Origin of the sequence: Streptomyces sp. NPDC089919 (assembly GCF_040684615.1) — a bacterium.
GTDB lineage: Bacteria > Actinomycetota > Actinomycetes > Streptomycetales > Streptomycetaceae > Streptomyces.
This window is the reverse complement of record NZ_JBFBGK010000022.1, coordinates 74,749-93,862: the sequence shown is the minus strand read 5'-3', so window position 1 is coordinate 93,862 and position 19,114 is coordinate 74,749. Positions and strand designations below refer to the sequence as shown.

Below are 19,114 nucleotides of genomic sequence, written 5' to 3'. Positions count from 1 at the left end.
GGCCGATCGGCGATCGGCCGGGCCCGGCCCCCGGCGCCCCGAGGCGCCGCCCTCACGTCCATCCCACCCCGTCACACCGGAAGGGGACCCCCATGTCCCAGCAGCTGATCATGCCCATGCCGCCGATGTTCGACACGCTGGAGGAGGAGCGCGCCCACCGCAAGGAACGGCTCGCCGCCGCCCTGCGCGTGTTCGGCCGGTTCGGCTTCGAAGAGGGGACCGCCGGTCACATCACGGCCCGCGACCCCGAGCTGACCGACCACTTCTGGGTCAACCCCTTCGGGATGACCTTCAAGCACATCCGGGTCAGCGACCTCCTCCTCGTCGACAGCAACGGCAAGGTGGTCGAAGGCCGTTACCACGTCAACAAGGCCGCCTTCGCCATCCACTCGCAGATCCACGAGGCCCGGCCCGACGTGGTGGCGGCCGCCCACAGCCACTCCACCTACGGACGGGCCCTGTCGGCCCTCGGCGAACCGCTCGAACCGATCACCCAGGACGTCTGCGCCTTCTACGAGGACCACGGCCTCTTCGACGACTACACCGGGCCCGTCACCGCACTGGAGGAGGGCCGGCGGGTGGCCGCGGCGCTGGCCCAGTACAAGGCCGTCATCCTGCGCAACCACGGCCTGCTGACGGTCGGCGACACGGTCGACGCCGCCGCCTGGTGGTTCATCACCATGGAGCGCTCCTGCCAGGTCCAGCTGCTGGCCAAGGCCGCCGGGAAGGTCGTCCCGATCAGCCACGAGCACGCCCTGCACACCCGCGGCGAACTCGGCGACGACCTCATCGGCTGGCTCAACTTCCAGCCCATCTTCGACCAGATCCGCCGGGCCGAGCCCGACCTCGCCGAATAGCCGCCACCCACCCCGCGCTGGATACCACAGGAGATCGCGCATGGTCATCAACCGCCCGGCCGCGCACGGTGCCGCCGCACCGAGCCCCGGCGTCATCCACGAGCTGTTCGCACGCTGGGCGCACCTGACGCCCGACGCCCCGGCCGTGGTCCACGGCGACACCACCGTGACCTACCGCGAACTGGACGCCCTCGCCGAGGACTTCGCGACGGAGCTGGCCCGGGCCGGCGTCGGCCCGGGCGACCTCGTCCCGGTGCTGATGCCCAGGTCCGTCCGCCTGGTGGTGGCCCTCCTCGGCGTCCTCAAGCGCGGCGCCGCCTACGCCGCCCTCGACCCCACCTGGCCGGCGGCCCGCCTCGCCCGGCTGGTCGGGCTGCTCGGCGCGACCGTGGCCGTATCCGACGCACCGCTCGGCTTCGGGGCCCGCCGGCTCGCCCCGGCCCGGACCGAGGAGTTCGCCGCCGTGGCCGCCGCGCCGCGGACCACCGCGCCGGTACCGGTGGCCGAGGACGCCCCGGCCTGCGTGATCTTCACCTCGGGCAGCACGGGCGAGCCCAAGGGAGCCCTGTCCCCGCACGCGGGCACCGTCCGGCTCTTCCAGGACTGCCCGTTCGCCGACCTGGGACCCGCGACGGTGATGCCGCTGGCCGCCGCCGTCCCCTGGGACGCCCTCTCCCTGGAACTGTGGAGCGTCCTGATCAACGGCGGCTGCTCCGTCGTGGTCGAGGAGCCCTACCTGCTGCCGGCCACGCTCCGCGACCTGGTGGCCCGGCACGGCGTCAACACGGTCTTCCTCACCGCCGCGCTCTTCCACCTCTTCGTCGACGAGGACCTGGACGCCCTCACCGGCATCGACCACCTCCTCTTCGGCGGCGAGCGGGTCTCCCCGCGGCACGTGGCCGCCTTCCTGGACGCCCACCCCGACGCCGCCGCGCTGCACTGCTACGGACCGGTGGAGGCCACGATCTTCACCACCGTCCACCGGGTCCGCCCCGAGGACTGCACCCACCCCGAAGGCGTGCCGCTCGGCAGCCCCGTACCGCGCACCGGCGTGTACGTCTGGAACGGACACCGCGAGTGCGGCCCCGGCGAGGTGGGCGAACTCCTGGTCTCGGGGGCCGGACTGGCCCTCGGCTACCTCGGCGACGAGGAGCGCACCGCCCAGAGCTTCCCCGTACTGGACCTCGGCGGGCAGCCGGTGCGCGTCTACCGGACCGGCGACCTGGTGCACCACACCCCCGACGGCCGGCTCCACTTCGACGGGCGCGCCGACCGCCAGGTGAAGATCCGCGGGCAGCGCATCGAGCCCGCCGAGGTCGAACAGGCGGCCGGCCTGCTGCCCGGGGTCCGCCGCTGCGCGGCCGTACCGGTCCCCGACGGCGCCGGCGGCTATCGCGAACTCGTCCTCGCCTTCGCCGTGACGGAGGACGCCGCCACCGATGCCGCCCAGGTGCTGGCCACACTGCGAGAGCGCCTGCCGCGCCACCTGGTGCCGCAGCGGGCCGTACACCTCGACGACCTGCCCCTGACCGCGAACGGCAAGCTGGACGCCGCCGCCCTCCTCGAGGCCGTGGCGGACCCGGGCCCCCGGCCGTCCGACCCCGACGCCGGCCGGCCCGCCGACGGGCTGGAGCGGACCGTCGCCGAGACCATGGCCCAGGTCCTCGACCTGCCCCGGGTCTCCCCGACGGCCGCCTTCTTCGACCTCGGCGGCACCTCCCTGCAACTGGGCGTCCTGTGCACCCGGCTCGCCACCGAGACGGGGACACCCGTGCCCGTCTCCGAGGCGGTCCGCCGCCCCTCCGCCCGGGCCCTGGCGCACTGGCTGGCACCCCGCCTCACCCCCGCAGCACCCGACGCCACCGCACCCGCGACCGGACCCGTACCCCTCACCACGGTGCAGACGAGCTACTGGACCCAGCACCGGCTGCGCCCGGACGACCTCGCCGCCCTGTGCCCCCTGGCCTGGGAGGTCCACGGCCCGGTCGACAGCAGCGCCCTGGCCCTCGCGCTCGGCGACCTCACCGACCGGCACGAGGCCCTGCGGGCGCGCTACCGGCTCGACGCCACGGCCCGCCCGGCCCGGCCGGCCGCGTTCCCGGGCGACCGCACCCCGGACGCTCCTGAACTCGTCGAGCCGGCCCCCGGCACCTCCCGCACCGAAGCCCTCGATGCCCTGCGGGCCGCCCTGCTCGCCCCGCTCGACCCGGAGAGCGGCGCCCTGTGGCGCGCCGCCGTCGTCCCGGTGGCGGGCGGCGAGACGAGCCTGCTCGGGCTGGTGGTGCACCACATCGCCTTCGACGGCCACTCCACCGCCGTACTGGCCGAAGACCTCGCGGCCTGCTACGCGGCCCGGGCCGCCGGCCGGGCACCCGAGTTCACCGGGCCGGCACCCACCCTGCGCGAGGTCGAGGACCGCCGCGCACGGATCCGGGACATGGCGGACACCGAAGGCCAGCGCGCCTTCTGGCAGACGGCCCTGCGCGGCATCCCCGAGCTGGAATTCCCGCATCCCGCCGCGGCGGCGACGCCCACCTCCGTCGCCCCGTCCGCCGCCTGCCGCGAGCTCAGCGCGACGCTCGACGCCCGGGAGACCGCCACCCTCGCCGGACTGGCCCGCGCCCAGGGCACCACGCCCTTCGTCGTGCTGCTCAGCGGCTGGGCGGCGGCCCTCCGCACCGTGACCGGCCAGGCCGACTTCGGTGTGGGCGTACCGGTGGCCAGGCGCGCGGACCCGCTGCTCGCCCGGGCGGTCGGATGCCTGGTGGACTCCGTCTGCCTCCGGCTCTCCGGAGAGGCGGGGGACTGGTCCGAGCTGGTCGCCGCCACCGCCCGGGCCGCCACCGAAGGGCTCGCCGCCCAGGACGTCCCGCTCGGCGAGGTGATCCGCCTGGTCAACCCGCCGCGGACCGGCCGCGCCCCGCTCTACCAGACGATCTTCGCCTACCAGGACGCACCGCACCCGCACCTGCCCCTGGCCGACTGCACGGCCACACCCCTGCGGATCGCCGCCGTGGAAGGCGTGGGCGAACTGGTGCTGGAGGTCTGGCCCCAGCCCGACGGGACCCTGCGGGCCGACCTCACCTTCCAGGAGGCCCTGGTCGACGCGGAGTTCGCGGCCGAAGTCTTCGCCACGTTCCAGCGGGTGCTCCGCGACGCCGTGCGCCGGGCCGGCTCCGCACCGTCGGCACACGATCGCGTCTGACCCGCTCGACCCACCCGTCCGACCGCTCCACCCACCCCGTCCGTCCAGCCGTACCCACCACCAGTCGTGTTCCCCGTCGCGGGGACCTTCGAGGAGCAGTGAAACCATGACCGTCCGCCGTCCCGCCCGCGTCGCCCGCCCCCGCCACTACCTGATGTGCCGCCCCACGTACTTCACGGTCGACTACGCGATCAACCCGTGGATGAACCCGGCCGACGCCACCGACACGGACCTGGCGATCCGCCAGTGGCAGCAGCTGCACGACCTGTACCTCGAACTCGGCCACACCGTGGACCTCATCGCGCCGCAGCCGGACCTGCCGGACATGGTCTACACGGCCAACGGCGCCACGGTCATCGCCGACCGGGCCCTGGTGGCGCGGTTCCGGCACACCGAGCGGGCCGCCGAGTCGCAGGCCTTCCTGGACTGGTTCGGCGCCCGCGGCTACCAGGACGTCGCGATGGCCACCCAGACCAACGAGGGCGAGGGCGACTACCTGCTGGTCGGCGAGCGGGTGCTGGCCGGCAGCGGCTTCCGCACCGCCCCGGCCGCCCACGCCGAGGCCGAGCGGATGTTCGGCCTCCCCGTGGTGGGCCTGACCCTGGTCGACCCGCGCTTCTACCACCTGGACACGGCCCTGTCGGTCCTCGACCGCGACCAGATCATGTACTACCCCGAGGCCTTCTCCGCCGAGAGCCGAGAGACCCTGCGCGCGCTCTACCCGGAGGCGATCCTGGCCACCGACGAGGACGCCCAGGTCTTCGGCCTCAACGCCGTCTCCGACGGCCGCCGGGTGGTGCTGCCCGCGGCCGCCACGGCGCTCGCCGACCGGCTCGCCGACCACGGCTTCGACCCGATCGGCATGGACCTCTCCGAACTCCTCAAGGGCGGCGGCAGCGTGAAGTGCTGCACGCTGGAGCTGCGCCACCGCCCCTGACACCCCCCGGAGCCGGTCACGGCCCGTCCGCGGGGGCGCCGGGCCGGATCTGGCCACAGTATGGGGGAATGTGGTTCTCGCACCGTATGGAGGGGGACAGCGTCCTCCTGGTCCGTCTGCTGCCCGGCCTCTCGCTGCGCCACCGGGGCGCGGCCACAGTGGCCCTGGCGGAACTCCTGGCCGCCGTCGCCCCGTCCCGGGTGGTGATCGCGCCCGTGGAACCGGTGACGCCGTCGGCGGTGAGCGTGATCCTGCGGGCGCACCAGTGGTGCCACGGACAGGGCCTCCCGCTGAGCGTGATCGGGAACCGGGCGCTGCGCCGCCTCCTGGAGGAGAGCATCCCGGGCCACGCCCGGACCGCCGCGCCCCGCTGACCCCGCCCTGCGGCCGGGGCCCGCATCACCCGTGTGGGTGACGGTGGGTGCGGTGCCGGCCGCGGCCCCGGAAGCCGGCCCCCGGCACGGCGCCCCGAAGCAGGCCTGAGAGCCGATCGGCCCATCGGCCGGGCGCGGACCTGCACGGCCCGGAGCCCGGGGGCGCGCAAGGGGAGTGCAGGGGGCGCAGGGGCGCGCCACGACATGGCCGGGGCGCGTCGTCGTGCGGCGTGCGCGCCCCGAGCATCGGCCGGGTCCGCGCCGCCCGTTGGGCTGTCCGCGCTGGGCGGGCATCATCGGGTCCGCACCCGCCCGAACGATGCTCCGCCCGCCGGCCGCCGAAGCCCCGCACGGCTTCCCCGGCCCGCTCGTGAACCGCAGCTGCCGACCCGGCCCGGAAGAAGGCCCCCTGGTGACCGAGCCCGAGCCCGAGCTCACGATCACGCTCCCCGCGATGTACTTCCCGATGCCCTGGCTCGTCCACCCGGACCTCGCACTGCTGGAACGGCAGGGCCTCGCGTTCATGGAGCGCCACGGCCTGTGCACCACACCCGGCCGGCGGGAGCGGACAGCCGAGACCCGGTCCGCGCTGTTCTTCGCCGGCAACTGTCCCGGCGGCGACCGCGAACGCCTCCAGATGGCCGTGGACTGGACCTACCTGATGTTCCTCTTCGACGACCTCGCCTGTGACGAGGAGTCCGCCGGCGACGCCCTGTCGTTCCTGGACCTGGCCGTCCGCATCGTCCGGACGTTCGAACAACCCGCGGCCGGTGTCCTGGATCCCGCCAACGCCTTCACCTCGGCCGTCACCGACCTCGCGACGCGCCTGCACCGCCTGGCCTCGCCCGCCCAGTGCCAGCGCCTGGTGGCCGCCCACCGCACCTGGTTCCTCGGCGTGGCCTGGGAGCGCGCGGCCCGCCGCGAGCAGCTGGTCCCCACGCTGGACGACTACCTCTTCACCCGCCTCATGAACGTCGCCGGATTCGCGACCCTGTCGTGGTTCCAGATCAGCGCGGTCGAGACGATCCCCGACGGAGAGATCACCGACCCGGCCGTCCAGGCAGTGACGGAAATGGCCTGCATGGTCGCCGCCCTCGACGACGACCTGTACTCCTACGGCAAGGAGCTGTGGTTCGCCCGCCGCAGGGACGGCGGCGAGGCGCCCTTCCCCAACTCCGTCCGCCTGTACGAGCACCACGAACGGTGCACCCTGGAGAAGGCCCAGCGACACGTCGCGGAGCTGCGCGACCGCATCCTGCACCGCTTCCTCGACGTCGCCGCAGCCGTCCGGACGTCCGCCTCACCCGTCCTGAACACCTATGTCGACAACCTGACCCACCTGATCCGCAGCAACTACGAATGGGGCGTCCGGGCCGGGCGGTACACCAACCCCGACGGACGCCATCCCCGCGCGATCGCCCTGATCCCCACGCTCACCGGCACCCCCGGCGCCGTCGGCGCGCCCCCCGGCCTGCCCTCCGTCGCCGGCTGGTGGCACCCCTTCCCCCTCCTCTGAGAAGGACCCGCATTGTCGACCGTGCCTTCCATCCCCCAGGCCCCCGGCGCGTGGCCCCTGCTGGGGCACGCCGTACCGCTGCTGCGCGATCCGCTGGCGTTCCTGCGCACCCTGCCGGGGTACGGCCCGCTGGTCAGGGTCCGCATCGGCCCCCGCCCCACGGTGGCGGTCTGCGACCCGGAGCTGACCCGCGGGATCCTCCTCAACGACAAACTCTTCGACAAGGGCGGACCGTTCTGGGAACGCGTCCGCGACGTCACCGGCAAGACCAACATCATCGCCTGCCCGCACGCCCACCACCGGCGCCTGCGCGGCCTGGTCCAGCCGGCCTTCCGGCGCGAGCTGATCCCCGGGTACGCCGACCTGATGACCACGGGCATCAACGCCGCCGCGGACGGCTGGCGCGACGGCCAGGTGCGCGACCTCCTCGCGGACGTCCACGACCTCACCATCAAGGTCACCCTCGACACCCTGATGTACGGCACCCTGCCCCCGCACCGGCTGGAGCGGCTGGTCGGGGACATCGGGACCTTCCTGAACGCCATCTACTGGCGGATGTTCCTGCCGCCCGGCGTGGCGGCCCTCCCGCTGCCCTTCAACCGCCGCTTCGAGCAGGCCGCGGAGCGCATCATGGCGACCATCGACCAGTTCATCGCCGAACGCCGCACCGTCGAGGACGCCCCCGCCGACCTCCTGGCCATGCTGCTCGCCGAGACCGGCGCCGAGGGTTCGCTCACCGACACGGAGCTGGGCGAACAGGCCTTCGCCTTCTTCGGAGCCGGCGTCGAGACCACCGCGTCCGCCATCACCTGGGCCCTGTACCTGGTGTCGTGCCACCCCGGGATCGAACGACGCCTCCACCAGGAGGTCGACGAGGTCACCGGCGGCGCGCCCGTGTCCAGGCAGCACCTGCCCGGCCTCGGCCTCACCCGTGCGATCGTCACCGAGGCGCTGCGCCTGTACCCGCCGGGATGGTTCCTCACCAGGACCCTGACGGCCGACACCGACCTGGCCGGCCACCGCCTGCCGGCCGGCACCGACCTCATCTACAGCGCCTACCTCGTCCACCGCGACGCCGCCCTGTACGACCGCCCGGACCGCTTCGACCCCGACCGCTGGCTGCGCCGGCCCGCCCCGGCCCGGACGTCCTTCGTCGCCTTCGGCGGCGGCGCGCGCAAATGCGTCGGGGACGAGTTCGCCATGACCGAGGCGGTGCTGGCCGTGGCCGCGATCGCCGCACGATGGCGCCTGACCCGTGTCGCCCCGCACCGGATCCGCCCGTCGCTGTCCGCCGCGCCGATTCCCGCCGGGCTGCGGATGAAGGTCACCGCGCGGACCTGAGAACGCCGGCCCGCGCGGTCCGGGTCACGCCGTCGGGACGAGGGCGATGTCGGCGAGGACGTCGAGCCCCGAGCCGGTGGACGGCCACGCGCGCAGGTCCGAGCGCTTGATCTTCTCGGACGGGGTGTGGGGCAGGGCGGCCACGAACACCAGCCGGGACAGGCGGGCCCAGGCGCCACTGACGCCGTGCTCGGCGATGATCCGGCCGAAGGCCGAGGGATCGGGGGTGTCGGCCGGGGAGCCCTCGTAGAGGACCGCCGTCGCCCCGGTCACCAGCGCCCCGTACACGGTGAACGAGTGGCCCATCACCCAGCCGGGGTGGGAGTCGGTCCAGAAGACGTCGCCCGCACCGACGCCGAAGACGTTCTCCACCGCCCAGCGCAGCGCGGTCAGATAGCCGCCGGTGTCCCGGGTGACGGCCTTGGGCCGGGAGGTCGATCCGGAGGTGAAGAGCATGTAGAGGGGGTGCGCCGACGGGACGGCCACGGGCCTGGGGGCCGCCCAGGCCGACCGGGCGGTCAGCTCGTGCCAGTCCAGGTCGCGACCGGGTACCGGGATCCAGCGGCCCGCTTCCTGGCGTTGCAGCACCACGAGGTGCCGCGGCCGGTGCCGGGCGCCGGACAGCGCGGCCTCCAGGAGCGGCTGGTAGGCGGGTGGCGTCGGGGCCAGGCCGTCCAGGGCCCCGGCGAACGCCACCACCTCGTCGTGCAGACGGCGGTAGGAGTACGTGTCCTTGGTGGCGGTCTGCGGGCTGTCGAAGACGAGCGCGGCGGCCTCGCCGCGCCCCGCGGCGAGATGCACGTCTGCAACCGCGCGCTGCGCCGGCGCACCGTCTTCTTGGCCCGCCGGCCCGCCCCGGAGCCGTGCGCGGACTTCGCCGAGGAAACGGTGGGCCCGCGACCGGGACGGATCGCCACCCTCGTCTACCTGGGTGAACGCGCCGAGCTGACCTGCGACGGGGTCCGGGGCAAGGCCGGCACGCTCACCCACACGACCGCCGTCCGGCTCACTCCCCGAGGCCGTGGGGGAGGAGGAGGTCCTCGGCGCGGCGCTCCATCAGGATGGGCAGGTACGTGCGCACACGGGCGTAGCGGAGTTCTTCGTACGCACACCGCACGATGTCGCGGACCAGCCTCCGGTCCAGGGCGGGGTGGGCGGTCGTCAGGCGTTCGGTGACGTCGTGGATGACGGTGCTGTCGTCGGGGTGCTCGCTCACACGCAGCGGTCCTTCGCTCGGGGAGACCTCCAGTATCCCGAGGCGCCTACCGGCAGGTAAGTCGATCATGAGCCGCTGCGCGCGGTGCTCAGGGGGGAGCCGGCGGCCAGAACCGTACTGTGCGGGTCCGCCACCGAGGGAGTGCCGGGGGACCGGCCGTCGTCAGCGCCAGAGCTCGGGAATGTCCTGGATCTGCCGGTACAGGTCCCAGCCCTCGGGCCGTTCCTTGGGGCGGTGCCACCGGGCGCCCTGACCGATCCAGTACCCGCGCAGCTCGCGGGTCCCCTCCAGCCCGGCCGCCTGCGTCTGCGCGTCCCATCCGCAGCAGCAGCAGATGGCCGAGCTCGGCCAGGTCCCCTCGAAGAACGGCCCCCCGGCATAGCCGCACACGCGGCACAGCTCCTCGTCGTCGTTGCTGCGGTTGGGCGTCTTCATCGGGTCGATCTCTTCCATGTACTGCATCCTGCCTCGCTCCCGTTCGCAGACCACTCGCCGGGTCGGTGTCCGAGCCCGAAGCCCGCGGGCGTCGAGGCCGGTGACCGGATGGCCCCGGGCGGCGAGTGGCCGAGGCGACAGCGCGGGCCTCGTGCCCCTGACCAGGGCGCGGAGGCGCGGGCAGGCTAGTCTGCCGGGATGAGTCTCCTTGATGATGTGGCCGAGCGCGACGGTTGGCGCTGCTGGGTGTGCGACGAGCCGGTCGACCCCGACGAGTCGGTGAACGACCCGCGGGGGCCCAGCGTCGACAGCCGCACCGCCGACCGGAAGGCCAAGGTCGCCGAACGGCTTGCGCACCGCGGCTGCAACACCCGCAAGGGCGCCGTCAAGGTGGTCATCGCCTGGCCCGAGCGCCTGTACGTGGTCGAGCCCGCGCCGCTGCTGGCCGTTGCCGAGCGGCTGGAGCGCAAGGGGGGCCGCGAAGTGGTGGGCCGCTGCCCGAGCAAGAAGGACGCCCAGGAGGCGGCCGACTGGCTGGTCGACAGGTTCTCCCGACTGGTACCGGGGCTCCCGGTGACCGCCGGAGTCGAGGCGGGCGGCGGCCAGTTCCTCGTCAGCCTGACCACCGGCCGTCGCTGATCGCGGACCGGGTGCCCGGCGCGCCGTCGCCGTGCCGGAGGGCCGCCTGCGCGGCGACGTCGTAATGCGGTGGACACCCGCCTTGGCCTGGGCGAACATCGCCACGATGAACAGCGAACCCCACCCCACCGCCCAGCAGGTCCGTTTCGTCGAACTCAACGCGAAGGCGCTGCGTGCCCTCGCCGAGGGGGACCTCCCGGGCGCCAGCGCCGAGGCGGGCATCACCCTGCACGAGCACTTCGTGTCCGACCGGGCCCGCATGATCTTCGACTACCGCGCGAAGCAGATCACCGAGGACCCGTCCGCGGCCCCCTGGACCGTGCGGGCGGCGGTGTCCGAGCCGGACGGCACCGTGGTCGGTGACGCCGGCTTCCACGGCCCGCCCAGCGAGGCGGGCGTGCTCGAGGTCGGCTACACCGTCGTACCCGAGTACCGCCGACAGGGCTACGCCCGGGCGATGTTGAAGGCCCTGCTGGACCGGGCCGCCGCCGAACCGGGCGTCACCACCGTCCGCGCCACCATCGCCGCAGACAACACCGCCTCGCTCGCCACCGTCGCCTGCCTCGACTTCCGGCGCGTGGGCGAACGCGGCAACGCACGCGAGGGCATCGCCTACGTCTTCGAACACCCGGCGTAGCGACCGGGGCCGGCCGGACAGCCGCACGGCGGACAGGTGAGGCGAGGCAGCCAACCGCCGCACCAACCCCCCTCCCTCTACACCTCGTTGAAACCGCGTGCGGCATCGTAGATGTCCGCCTCGACGACGACCACGAAGAAGCCGGTGACGACGTAGTCGACCATGACACGGTCCTCCCACGCGGAGCGCGTCACCGTATCGCCCAGGTAACCGAGACGGCCGGTGCCCTCAGGATCAGCACTGATCCGGTCGACGAGGCGCAGGAACTTCTCGCGGTCCTCGGCCGGCATGTAGTCGCGGAATCGGGCGACCTGTTCGGTGAACTGCACGCGTTTCTTCATCGGACCCGGATCCTAAGGAAACACCGCAGGCCACTCCAGGGAATATCGCCGCCTCACACCCGACGTGCTGCGCGTTGTCAAGGCGCGAGTTCGCGTGGCGTTACACCGGCCGGCGCCCGGGGCCTACTGGAAGCAGGTCAAGGAGGGAGCCGTCAGGCCCCCGGAACCCCTGCTGAGGAGTAATGCCATGTCCCGTCGTCGCCCGTTCCCCGCCCGGAGGACCGCCCTGCTGGCCCCCTGCAAGGGCAAGTGCCCCGTCCCGGGGGCGCTCGTTCCCACGACGGCACTCTAGGGTCGCTCGATCACCCGGACGCGGAGCCGGCCGCGGAACACCTGAATCCGGTGGGTGGCGGTGCGGGCGCGCACGGTGACCGGATTGTTTCGCGGTCGGGGAGGGGCAGCGCAACAAACCGGCGGCGCCGGAGTGTGGGTCTCGGCCGGACACCGGCCGGGCCGCCGTCCTTGAGCGCGGCCATCTCCATGGGGGAGGACCCGGATGAAGCAGGAAGAGAGCCAGGCGGCAGATCGGCAGCAGGGGGCAACCGGCCGTGCGCCGCGCAGGATGCGAGGGGTGTCACGGGCGGTCGGCGTGGTGGCGCTGGCCGCACTCACGCTCCTTGCGACGTCGACCGCGGCGCAGGCCCACTACGTGTACGAGAAGGAGCTCACGTACTACGAGGACCCGGAGATGTCCGAGACGCCCGTGTGCACCGAAGGCCGGTCCGAGGTGAGCCACGGCAACGGCGGCGGGTTCTCCAAGTCCACCGTGTACTCGTACACCAAGGACTTCGACCACCTCATCCGCTGCGGCTGGGAACGCGACGTCCAAGCGGGCTGGATCGCCTCGCTGGAGACCATCTGGAAGTGGACCGGCACCGAGTGGGCGGTCTGCTTCAACACCGACTGGCGCTACAACACGTCCACCCAGTGGAAGACGGACTTCTCCCGGTACTGGAACGTCCCGTGCGGGCCCGGGTACTACGGCGTGATCGCCAACGGGTACGTGTGGGACGAGGAGTTCGACGAGTGGCGCGGCGGGGGCGTGTGGTCGGGGTACCACGAGCTGGCCGGCGACGGGCTGGCCGCGACGGCCGCACGCGCGCCGGAGGCCCCGCGCTGGGTGAAGGACGGCGTGGTCGACGTGAAGAAGGTCCCGGCCCGCGTCGCGTCCGCCCGGTCCGGCAGCAGTCTGACGGCCCGCTCGGTCTTCGGCCCGCCCCCGAACCGGCCCCCCGTCCGGCGCTGAACGCTCCCTGAACCACCCCGGCCGGCCGCCACGCGACCGCGAGACCGGCCCGGACCCGGCTGGTGAATGCCCTGTGGGCCCGGAGCGTGGTGACTCCGGGCCCGCGGCGGGGCACGGCCGGCGCTCACGGAGCGGGGGAGAGGGAGTACCCGTCGATGGTCCCCGTCGTGGGTCAGGTACCGGACAGGCGCATGGTGAGGCGGGTGGTGAGGGCCCGGGCGCCGGCGCGGACCTCCTCTCCGGTGCCACCGTCGGCGACGGCGTCCAGTACGGCCAGGGCCAGCGCCGCTTCGCGCTGGGTGAGGACGGGCAGTCGTTCGGGTTCGAGGTCGCCGTCGAGTTCTTCGGCGACGATGTCGGTGTACAGGTCGTCAAGCGTCATGCCGGTCCCAACGCTTCGGTCCACCCGACGGTTACTGCGGCCGTGCCCCGGCCCGCCGACGAGCCACCGTGGCGGCGTCCCATGCCCGTGCGACCAGCTACGGATCGGAGGTGCCGGGTCCCCGCGGCGTGGGCGAAGCCGCGAGGACCTGGGACCTCAGGCGTGGGTACGGACTACCGGACGCGCGCCTGCTGCCCGCTATGGGCCCGCAGGCCTGCCGCGAACCACGCGAACACCGGCGCCAGGCCATCGGGTACCGGCCAGCCGTTGATGACGGCCAGCAGGTGCCAGTAGCGTTCCGCGCGCGGATCGCCCGCGATCTCCAGCCGGGCCAGTATCCAGCGGCGCAGCTCCGCGTCGTCGGCGCGGCCGAAGGTCTGCGCATAGCGGGCGGTGAGGGCGTCGACGACGGCCCCGGCCTGCGCCGAGGCCGGGGCGATGCCCGCCTCCAACGCTCGGCCGATGTGGTCGCGGACGGCCTCGGTCAGGTCGTGGTGGAGCCCGGTCCGGTCGCCCCGGGCGCGCTCGGCCGCCTGGTACTCGGCCATCCGCCGCACGGCCGCGCGGAAGTCGGGGTCCTGGGTGAGCTCGGCGAGCTCCACCCAGGCCTCGACCTGCTCGGGCTCGGGGTCGTCGGGCAGCCCGGGCATGGCCGAGCGCATCATGTCGACGAACTCGGCGTTGGCGTCCAGCCCGCCGAAGGTGTCGTCGATGAAGTCGGTGATCAGGCGTCGGCGTTCGTCGTCGGAGAGTTTCGCGAGCTTGTGCATGAGATCCGTTTCCTCGCTGGTGGAGCCTCGTTTGGCCACCGCTCGCAGCACCGCGCGCCGCAGTCGCAGCGTGCGGATCTGCACCTCCAGGGCATCGGCGTGGGCGGCTGCGACCTCGGGCACCGAGACCTCCCGGTCCAGCACCTGCCGGATGACGGCAAGGTCGAGCCCCAGGTCGCGCAGGGTGCGCACCAGGTCCAGACGCGCCAGCGCGTCGATGTCGTAGAGCCGGTAGCCGGCCGGGCTGCGGTCCGTCGGCGGCACGACTCCGACATCGGAGTAGAACCGGATGGTCTTGACCGTCAGCCCGGTCCGCCGGGCCAGGGCCCCGATGGTGAAGAGCGTGTCGCCGTCCATGCCTGCACTCTCCCGCCTCCCCCTACGGGAGACTCAAGCCCGGTCTTCACGGCGGTTGCTGCGCTCCTGTCCGCGACGTCCCCGGAGGATCGCGGGCGGTCTCCGCCTCCGCCCTGATCCCCGGACTCGCGTCAGCCGAGCTGCCCGGTCGGCCGCATCGTGATCTGGTTGATGTCCACGCCCGCGGGCTGGTTCAGCGCGAAGGCGATGGTGTCCGCGATCTGCTCGGGGGTCATCGAATCCTCGGGGGTGCCGCCGCGCTCGGCCCAGAACGCGGTGTCGACCACTCCGGGTGCGATGACGGTCACGCCGACCCGGTCCTTGCCGACCAGCAGCCGGGTGTTCTCGGCCAGCGCGTGCACGGCCCACTTGGTGACGGAGTACAGGTTGCCGGGCGTGTGGCGCACCCCGGCGACGGAGCCGATCAACACGATGCGGCCCTGGGACGCCCGCAACTGCGGCAGGGTCTCGCGCACCAGCAGGGCCGGGCCCAGCACGTTGGTGAGGACCATGGCGCGCATGTCCTCGGGGGCGTGGCTCTCCAGATTGCCGGGCAGCGAGAAACCGGCGTTGGCGATGACGTTGTCCAGTCGGCCCCACGCCTCCACCACGCTGCGCACGGCGTCGGCGACGTCCGCCGGCTCGGCGGCGTCGCCGGTGATCGTCAGCAGCCGCTCACCCGCCTCGACCGAGGCGGCGAAGGCGGCCAGCCGGCCGGCGTCCCGTCCGGTGACCGCGACACGGTGGCCCTGCTTGAGCAGGGTGCGGGCGGTGGCGGCACCGATGCCGCTCGATCCACCGGTGATGAGCGTGACGGGCTCCATGCGAGTCCTCCTCGGCAACGTGATCATCCGTTCGCAAAACGCCTGCACTATACGTGGGGTGAGGCGATGCCAGGGCTGGTGGCGCGGCTGCTGCGTCAGGTCACGTCCCCTGCCCGGGACCAGTCACCCGCGGTCCGCCGCCTGCTCGCGCAGCGCCCGGACGAACGCCGCGACGTGCGGGCGGTCGCTGTGCCGGCCGAGGGTGGCCACTCCGATGTACCGGGTCGGGGCGGGTGCCTCGACCGGTACGACGTGGACGCCCGGCAGGCTCGGGGTGAGCGCGATGGACGGGATGAGGGAGACGCCCATGCCCGCGGCGACCAGCGAGCGGGCGAAGAAGTAGTCGGTGGTGCTGCCGCGCACTTCCGGTGTGAAGCCCGCCCGCTCGGCATAGCGCCGCAGGTAGGCCTCCGTCTTGAGGCAGCCGAGCACCCAGGGTTCGGCCGCCAGTTCGGCGAGGTCCAGCGACTCGCGGGTGGCGAGCGGGTGCCCCGGCGGGAGTACGACGTGCAAGGCGTCCGCCAGCAGCGCGGTCCAGGTCAGGCCGGTGTCCGGTCCTGGTCCCAGCGGCAGCGGGCCGTCGAAGTGGTAGGCGAGGGCCAGGTCCACGGCGCCTTGGCGGACCAGGGGCAGGGTGGTCTCGGGCTCGCCTTCCCGGACGTGGATCAGGGTGTCGGGGTGGGCCGCCGTGAAGCGGGTGAGCGCGCCCGGCAGCAGGTGCCGGCCGCCACTGCTGAACGTGGCCACGGTCAGCTGCGTGCGGCCCGAGCTGAGCTGTTCCACCCGCTGCTTGGCATGTTCGAGCTCGGCCGCCACGGACTCGGCCGCACCGACCATGATGCGGCCGGCCTCGGTGAGGCTGACCCCGCGCGTGCTGCGCGCCACGACCTCGACGCCGAGGCTGCGTTCCAGCAGTGCCACGTGCTGGGAGACGGCAGAGGGCGTCAGGCGGAGCGCCCCGGCGGCCTTGCTGAAACTGCCGTGCTCCGCCACGGCCCGCAGCACGCGCAGCCGCTGTACATCGATCAACAGTTTTCCTTAAAGCGCTTCCAGTAAGCCACCACTTCTGCTGATGACCCTAGAGATCCAGAGTGGGGGCATGCAAAGGATTTGTGTCATCGGCGGAAGCCGGTACTTCGGAAAGCTCCTCGTCGAGCGCCTGCGCGCTGCCGGGCACCAGGTCACGGTCATCAACCGGGGCTCCAGCACGCCCCCCGCCGGCGTCGAACACCTCGTCGTCGACCGCGACGACGAGGCGGCGCTGGTCGCGGCCCTCGGCTGGCGCACCTTCGACGTGGTCGTCGACCAGGTCTGCTACACCCCCGTCCAGGCGGCCGTCGCCGCCCGGGTCTTCGGGGGCCGTACCCGCCGCTACGTCATGACCTCCACGATCGAGGTGTACGACCCCGCCACCGCCGCGCTGCCCGCCCTGCCGCCGGGCGGCCCGGTATCGGAGGAGACCGTGGACCCGGCCACGTGGCGCGTGGCCATGGACCTGCCCTGGCACGATGCGGCCTACCTGGAGGCCCACTACGCGGAGGGCAAGCGCCAGGCGGAGGCCGTCCTGACCCGGGCCGGCGGCTTCACCTTCGCCTCCGTGCGCAGTGCGCATGTACTCGGCGGCGGCGCACGGGAGTTCACCGGGCGGCTGGCCCACTACACCGAGCGCATCCGCCGGGGCGAGGCCGTCGCGGTCCACGAAGACCCGCTGCCCACGGTGTTCATCCACTACGCCGAGCTGGCCGACGTACTGCTCTGGGCGGCCACCGGCAGCGACTTCGCAGGGCCCCTGAACGCCTGCTCCGACGGGCAGCTGGACGTACGCGACCTCGCAGCGGCCGTCGGCGGCTCGGTCGGCCGCGAGCCCGTCTACCGGATGGTCGACGCCGGGGCGCCGGCCTCGCCGTTCTCCGTCGACCGCCCCTACGCCATGAGCAACGCCCGCGCGAAGAGCCTGGGTTACCCCTTCACCCGCACCGCCGACTGGCTGCCCGGCGCCATTGCCGAGGCCCTCACCGCGCCCACCGCCGTCCCCACCACCTGAGGAGCGCCCCGCCGTGCAGCACCGCACCATCGGAGACACCACCGTCAGCGCCATCGGACTGGGCGCCATGCCCCTGTCCATCGAGCACCGCCCCGACGAGAGCCGGGCCGTCGCCACCCTCCACGCCGCACTCGACGCCGGCGTCACGCTCATCGACACCGCCGACTCCTACCACTGGCACGCCGACGAGACCGGCCACAACGAACAGCTCATCGCCCGAGCGCTGGCCGGCTACGGAGCCGACACCTCCCACGTCCTGGTCGCCACCAAGGGCGGCCGCGGCCGCCCCGGGGACGGGAGCTGGACGGTCAACGGCGACCCGGACCACCTCAAGCGCGCCGCCGAAGCCTCCGCGAAGCGGCTCGGCGTCGAGGCGATCGGCCTCTACCAGCTGCACAAGCCCGACCCGGCCGTCCCCTGGGAGGACTCCGTCGGCGCCTTGCGCGACCTGGTCACGGCGGGCACCGTCCGGGCCGCCGGGATCTCCAACGTCACCACCGACCAGATCCGCCAGGCGCACGCCGTCCTCGGCGACGCGCTGGTCTCCGTCCAGAACCGCTACTCGCCCGCCGTCCGCGACAGCGAGCCCCAGCTCCGGCTCAGCACCGAGCTGGGCCTGGCCTTCCTCCCCTGGAGCCCGCTCGGCGGGATCAGCCGCAGCTCCCTCGACGGCCCGCCGGGCGACCCCGGCACGACCGGCACGGCCTTCCACCGCGTGGCGGCCGGGCGCGGCGTCAGCCCCCAGCAGGTCGCCCTCGCCTGGCTGCTCTCCCGCTCGCCCGCGATGATCCCGGTACCGGGCGCCAGCCGCCCGTCCTCCATCACCGACTCGGCCCGGAGCACCGACCTCCAACTGACGGAAACCGAACGGGCACAGCTCGACGCGGAACACCGCACCTGACAAGGAGGCCAGCCGCAGCGCACGGGGCCCGTCGCGGGGTCAGAACACGTGGGAAAGAATGATCGCGGCCGCGTTCCCGAACACGACCACGAGGACCAGCGCCACTGCCCCCCAAGCACGCTGGGAGTCGTCCCAGGGCATACACCACCGCCCTCCACGGGCCGGTCCCCGGCGGTCCGACCGGTCCTCCGATCGTACGCCGGGGCTCACGACCCGGCCCGGCGGGCGCCCGCGGACACCCACCGGCCATGGTCAGGAGGCCGGCCCCGGCTGACGTCCGGCACCGCCTCCTCGCGGCTCCGCTCCCGTTGCCCCACGCCCCGCCGGCCGACGGTGCACCGAGCTGCGCCCTCGGTCAGACCTCGATGTAGGCGACGACCACCACGGTGCGCAGCGCGGTGATCCAGTACAGGAGCCGAACGCGCTCGATGTCGTCGGTGTACTGGCGCAGTTGGGGGCCGGAGTGGTCGCCGGGGACCGGGTCGCCGATCTCGGGGTCGACGGAGACGACGACCAGGGCGCGGTCCAGGGCGTGGATCTCCGCCTCGCCGGTGATCTGTTCCAGTTGTTTGGCGGCGGCGTCGGAGAACGCGATCCGGGCGCGGCGCGGGCCCGCCATCAGGCGACGGCCGGGCGCCGGCCCGCGAGGCGGGCCAGGTGGGCCTCGCGCAGCTCTTCCCACGGCGTGCAGTCCTCGACCGGGGGCAGGCCGTTCGCCGCGATGTCCTCCAGGACGGCGGCGAACCGGTCGGCGTTCTCGCGGGTCCTGGCCGCGTAGGCGCGGAGCGCGTCGGCCGCCGCGGGCTCGAGCTGCTGCCGGGCGGTGGCCGCGGAGGCTGGCTGTTCGCTCATCGAGGCTCCCGGAGACGTAACGGGCGGACCACACCACGGTATCGCCGGGCGGGGCGGCGCGGGTTCACCACGGCGGAATCCGCCCGACCTGCCCGACCCGTGCGCCCCCGCCGCCGGAACCGTCCCTCTTGGTGGAACCCGTCCCCGGGTCGGACGGGAACCGGCCGCAGAGCACCGATCCCGCGGGTGGTACGGTCCGCCCTTGCGATCATGTCGCACGGACGTTCACCGGGGGATACC

General features: G+C 73.5%; 21 protein-coding genes. 11 read left to right on the top strand and 10 right to left on the bottom strand.

Annotation, left to right across the window (positions count from 1 at the left end; all coding sequences use genetic code 11):
- Positions 1 to 92: 92 nt before the first annotated feature.
- The 6 genes from AB0O40_RS12700 (at position 93) to AB0O40_RS12675 (ending at position 8,230) form a co-directional block, all read left to right on the top strand.
- Positions 93 to 857 (top strand): class II aldolase/adducin family protein, encoded by a 765-nt coding sequence (locus AB0O40_RS12700; RefSeq protein ID WP_365039138.1) that lies wholly within the window; start codon positions 93 to 95, stop codon positions 855 to 857.
- A gap of 40 nt (positions 858 to 897) precedes the next feature.
- Positions 898 to 4,062, top strand: coding sequence for an amino acid adenylation domain-containing protein (locus tag AB0O40_RS12695; RefSeq protein WP_365039135.1), 3,165 nt, complete (start codon positions 898 to 900; stop codon positions 4,060 to 4,062).
- Positions 4,063 to 4,168: 106 nt separating this feature from the next.
- On the top strand, positions 4,169 to 4,999 hold the full coding sequence (gene ddaH, locus AB0O40_RS12690) for a dimethylargininase (protein ID WP_365039132.1): 831 nt from the start codon (positions 4,169 to 4,171) through the stop codon (positions 4,997 to 4,999).
- 68 nt (positions 5,000 to 5,067) lie between these two features.
- Entirely contained in the window at positions 5,068 to 5,373 is a 306-nt protein-coding gene (locus AB0O40_RS12685; RefSeq protein WP_365039129.1) for a hypothetical protein, read from the top strand.
- Positions 5,374 to 5,785: 412 nt separating this feature from the next.
- The gene (locus AB0O40_RS12680) at positions 5,786 to 6,889 is read left to right on the top strand and encodes a terpene synthase family protein (RefSeq protein WP_365039126.1); all 1,104 of its coding nucleotides are present in this window, start codon (positions 5,786 to 5,788) and stop codon (positions 6,887 to 6,889) included.
- Between the two features lie 21 nt (positions 6,890 to 6,910).
- Entirely contained in the window at positions 6,911 to 8,230 is a 1,320-nt protein-coding gene (locus AB0O40_RS12675; RefSeq protein ID WP_365039124.1) for a cytochrome P450, read from the top strand.
- A 24-nt stretch (positions 8,231 to 8,254) separates the two neighbouring features.
- Here the strand turns inward: AB0O40_RS12675 and AB0O40_RS12670 are convergent, their stop codons facing one another.
- The 3 genes from AB0O40_RS12670 to AB0O40_RS12660 all read right to left on the bottom strand — a co-directional run bounded on the left by AB0O40_RS12670 (position 8,255) and on the right by AB0O40_RS12660 (position 9,899).
- Complete coding sequence (locus AB0O40_RS12670; RefSeq protein WP_365039122.1) at positions 8,255 to 9,031, bottom strand: AMP-binding protein; 777 nt, start codon at positions 9,029 to 9,031, stop codon at positions 8,255 to 8,257.
- Between the two features lie 205 nt (positions 9,032 to 9,236).
- The gene (locus AB0O40_RS12665) at positions 9,237 to 9,446 is read right to left on the bottom strand and encodes a three-helix bundle dimerization domain-containing protein (RefSeq protein WP_365039120.1); all 210 of its coding nucleotides are present in this window, start codon (positions 9,444 to 9,446) and stop codon (positions 9,237 to 9,239) included.
- 162 nt (positions 9,447 to 9,608) lie between these two features.
- Positions 9,609 to 9,899 carry a hypothetical protein gene (locus tag AB0O40_RS12660; RefSeq protein ID WP_365039117.1) on the bottom strand — a complete coding sequence of 97 codons (291 nt, stop codon included), beginning with the start codon at positions 9,897 to 9,899 and terminating at the stop codon, positions 9,609 to 9,611.
- Between the two features lie 180 nt (positions 9,900 to 10,079).
- Between AB0O40_RS12660 and AB0O40_RS12655 the strand changes: the two genes are divergently transcribed.
- Both AB0O40_RS12655 and AB0O40_RS12650 read left to right on the top strand, forming a co-directional pair.
- Positions 10,080 to 10,520 (top strand): hypothetical protein, encoded by a 441-nt coding sequence (locus tag AB0O40_RS12655; protein ID WP_365039114.1) that lies wholly within the window; start codon positions 10,080 to 10,082, stop codon positions 10,518 to 10,520.
- A gap of 106 nt (positions 10,521 to 10,626) precedes the next feature.
- Positions 10,627 to 11,157: a GNAT family N-acetyltransferase gene (locus AB0O40_RS12650; RefSeq protein WP_365039111.1), complete on the top strand. Its 531-nt coding sequence runs from the start codon at positions 10,627 to 10,629 to the stop codon at positions 11,155 to 11,157.
- A gap of 77 nt (positions 11,158 to 11,234) precedes the next feature.
- Here the strand turns inward: AB0O40_RS12650 and AB0O40_RS12645 are convergent, their stop codons facing one another.
- Positions 11,235 to 11,498, bottom strand: a complete 264-nt coding sequence (locus AB0O40_RS12645) for a hypothetical protein (protein ID WP_365039108.1) — start codon at positions 11,496 to 11,498, stop codon at positions 11,235 to 11,237.
- Between the two features lie 571 nt (positions 11,499 to 12,069).
- Here AB0O40_RS12645 and AB0O40_RS12640 point away from each other — a divergent pair.
- Positions 12,070 to 12,744, top strand: coding sequence for a hypothetical protein (locus tag AB0O40_RS12640; RefSeq protein WP_365039105.1), 675 nt, complete (start codon positions 12,070 to 12,072; stop codon positions 12,742 to 12,744).
- Positions 12,745 to 12,916: 172 nt separating this feature from the next.
- Here the strand turns inward: AB0O40_RS12640 and AB0O40_RS12635 are convergent, their stop codons facing one another.
- The 4 genes from AB0O40_RS12635 to AB0O40_RS12620 form a co-directional block, all read right to left on the bottom strand.
- Positions 12,917 to 13,126 carry a hypothetical protein gene (locus tag AB0O40_RS12635; protein WP_365039103.1) on the bottom strand — a complete coding sequence of 70 codons (210 nt, stop codon included), beginning with the start codon at positions 13,124 to 13,126 and terminating at the stop codon, positions 12,917 to 12,919.
- 173 nt (positions 13,127 to 13,299) lie between these two features.
- Entirely contained in the window at positions 13,300 to 14,253 is a 954-nt protein-coding gene (locus AB0O40_RS12630; protein WP_365039100.1) for a MerR family transcriptional regulator, read from the bottom strand.
- A gap of 131 nt (positions 14,254 to 14,384) precedes the next feature.
- On the bottom strand, positions 14,385 to 15,077 hold the full coding sequence (locus AB0O40_RS12625; RefSeq protein ID WP_365039097.1) for an SDR family oxidoreductase: 693 nt from the start codon (positions 15,075 to 15,077) through the stop codon (positions 14,385 to 14,387).
- Positions 15,078 to 15,200: 123 nt separating this feature from the next.
- Positions 15,201 to 16,106: a LysR family transcriptional regulator gene (locus AB0O40_RS12620; protein WP_365039094.1), complete on the bottom strand. Its 906-nt coding sequence runs from the start codon at positions 16,104 to 16,106 to the stop codon at positions 15,201 to 15,203.
- A 70-nt stretch (positions 16,107 to 16,176) separates the two neighbouring features.
- Here AB0O40_RS12620 and AB0O40_RS12615 point away from each other — a divergent pair, with 70 nt between their 5' ends.
- A complete protein-coding gene (locus AB0O40_RS12615) occupies positions 16,177 to 17,121 on the top strand; it encodes an NAD-dependent epimerase/dehydratase family protein (protein WP_365039091.1) in 945 nt (314 codons plus the stop codon).
- A gap of 13 nt (positions 17,122 to 17,134) precedes the next feature.
- On the top strand, positions 17,135 to 18,022 hold the full coding sequence (locus AB0O40_RS12610) for an aldo/keto reductase (protein ID WP_365039088.1): 888 nt from the start codon (positions 17,135 to 17,137) through the stop codon (positions 18,020 to 18,022).
- Between the two features lie 355 nt (positions 18,023 to 18,377).
- On the opposite strand, the gene AB0O40_RS12605 is transcribed toward AB0O40_RS12610, so the two are convergent.
- Both AB0O40_RS12605 and AB0O40_RS12600 read right to left on the bottom strand, forming a co-directional pair.
- Complete coding sequence (locus tag AB0O40_RS12605) at positions 18,378 to 18,641, bottom strand: hypothetical protein (RefSeq protein WP_365039085.1); 264 nt, start codon at positions 18,639 to 18,641, stop codon at positions 18,378 to 18,380.
- Positions 18,641 to 18,874 (bottom strand): hypothetical protein, encoded by a 234-nt coding sequence (locus AB0O40_RS12600; protein WP_365039082.1) that lies wholly within the window; start codon positions 18,872 to 18,874, stop codon positions 18,641 to 18,643. The genes AB0O40_RS12605 and AB0O40_RS12600 overlap by 1 nt, the downstream gene beginning before the upstream one ends.
- Between the last annotated feature and the right edge of the window lie 240 nt (positions 18,875 to 19,114).

Bases quoted from the DNA above. Each gene is read 5' to 3' on its own strand.
- AB0O40_RS12700 (WP_365039138.1), top strand. From the start codon at position 93: ATGTCCCAGCAGCTGATCATGCCCATGCCGCCGATGTTCGACACGCTG.
- AB0O40_RS12695 (WP_365039135.1), top strand. From the start codon at position 898: ATGGTCATCAACCGCCCGGCCGCGCACGGTGCCGCCGCACCGAGCCCC.
- ddaH (WP_365039132.1), top strand. From the start codon at position 4,169: ATGACCGTCCGCCGTCCCGCCCGCGTCGCCCGCCCCCGCCACTACCTG.
- AB0O40_RS12685 (WP_365039129.1), top strand. From the start codon at position 5,068: ATGTGGTTCTCGCACCGTATGGAGGGGGACAGCGTCCTCCTGGTCCGT.
- AB0O40_RS12660 (WP_365039117.1), bottom strand. From the start codon at position 9,899: ATGGAAGAGATCGACCCGATGAAGACGCCCAACCGCAGCAACGACGAC.
- AB0O40_RS12655 (WP_365039114.1), top strand. From the start codon at position 10,080: ATGAGTCTCCTTGATGATGTGGCCGAGCGCGACGGTTGGCGCTGCTGG.
- AB0O40_RS12650 (WP_365039111.1), top strand. From the start codon at position 10,627: ATGAACAGCGAACCCCACCCCACCGCCCAGCAGGTCCGTTTCGTCGAA.
- AB0O40_RS12645 (WP_365039108.1), bottom strand. From the start codon at position 11,498: ATGAAGAAACGCGTGCAGTTCACCGAACAGGTCGCCCGATTCCGCGAC.
- AB0O40_RS12635 (WP_365039103.1), bottom strand. From the start codon at position 13,126: ATGACGCTTGACGACCTGTACACCGACATCGTCGCCGAAGAACTCGAC.
- AB0O40_RS12630 (WP_365039100.1), bottom strand. From the start codon at position 14,253: ATGGACGGCGACACGCTCTTCACCATCGGGGCCCTGGCCCGGCGGACC.
- AB0O40_RS12625 (WP_365039097.1), bottom strand. From the start codon at position 15,077: ATGGAGCCCGTCACGCTCATCACCGGTGGATCGAGCGGCATCGGTGCC.
- AB0O40_RS12615 (WP_365039091.1), top strand. From the start codon at position 16,177: ATGCAAAGGATTTGTGTCATCGGCGGAAGCCGGTACTTCGGAAAGCTC.
- AB0O40_RS12605 (WP_365039085.1), bottom strand. From the start codon at position 18,641: ATGGCGGGCCCGCGCCGCGCCCGGATCGCGTTCTCCGACGCCGCCGCC.
- AB0O40_RS12600 (WP_365039082.1), bottom strand. From the start codon at position 18,874: ATGAGCGAACAGCCAGCCTCCGCGGCCACCGCCCGGCAGCAGCTCGAG.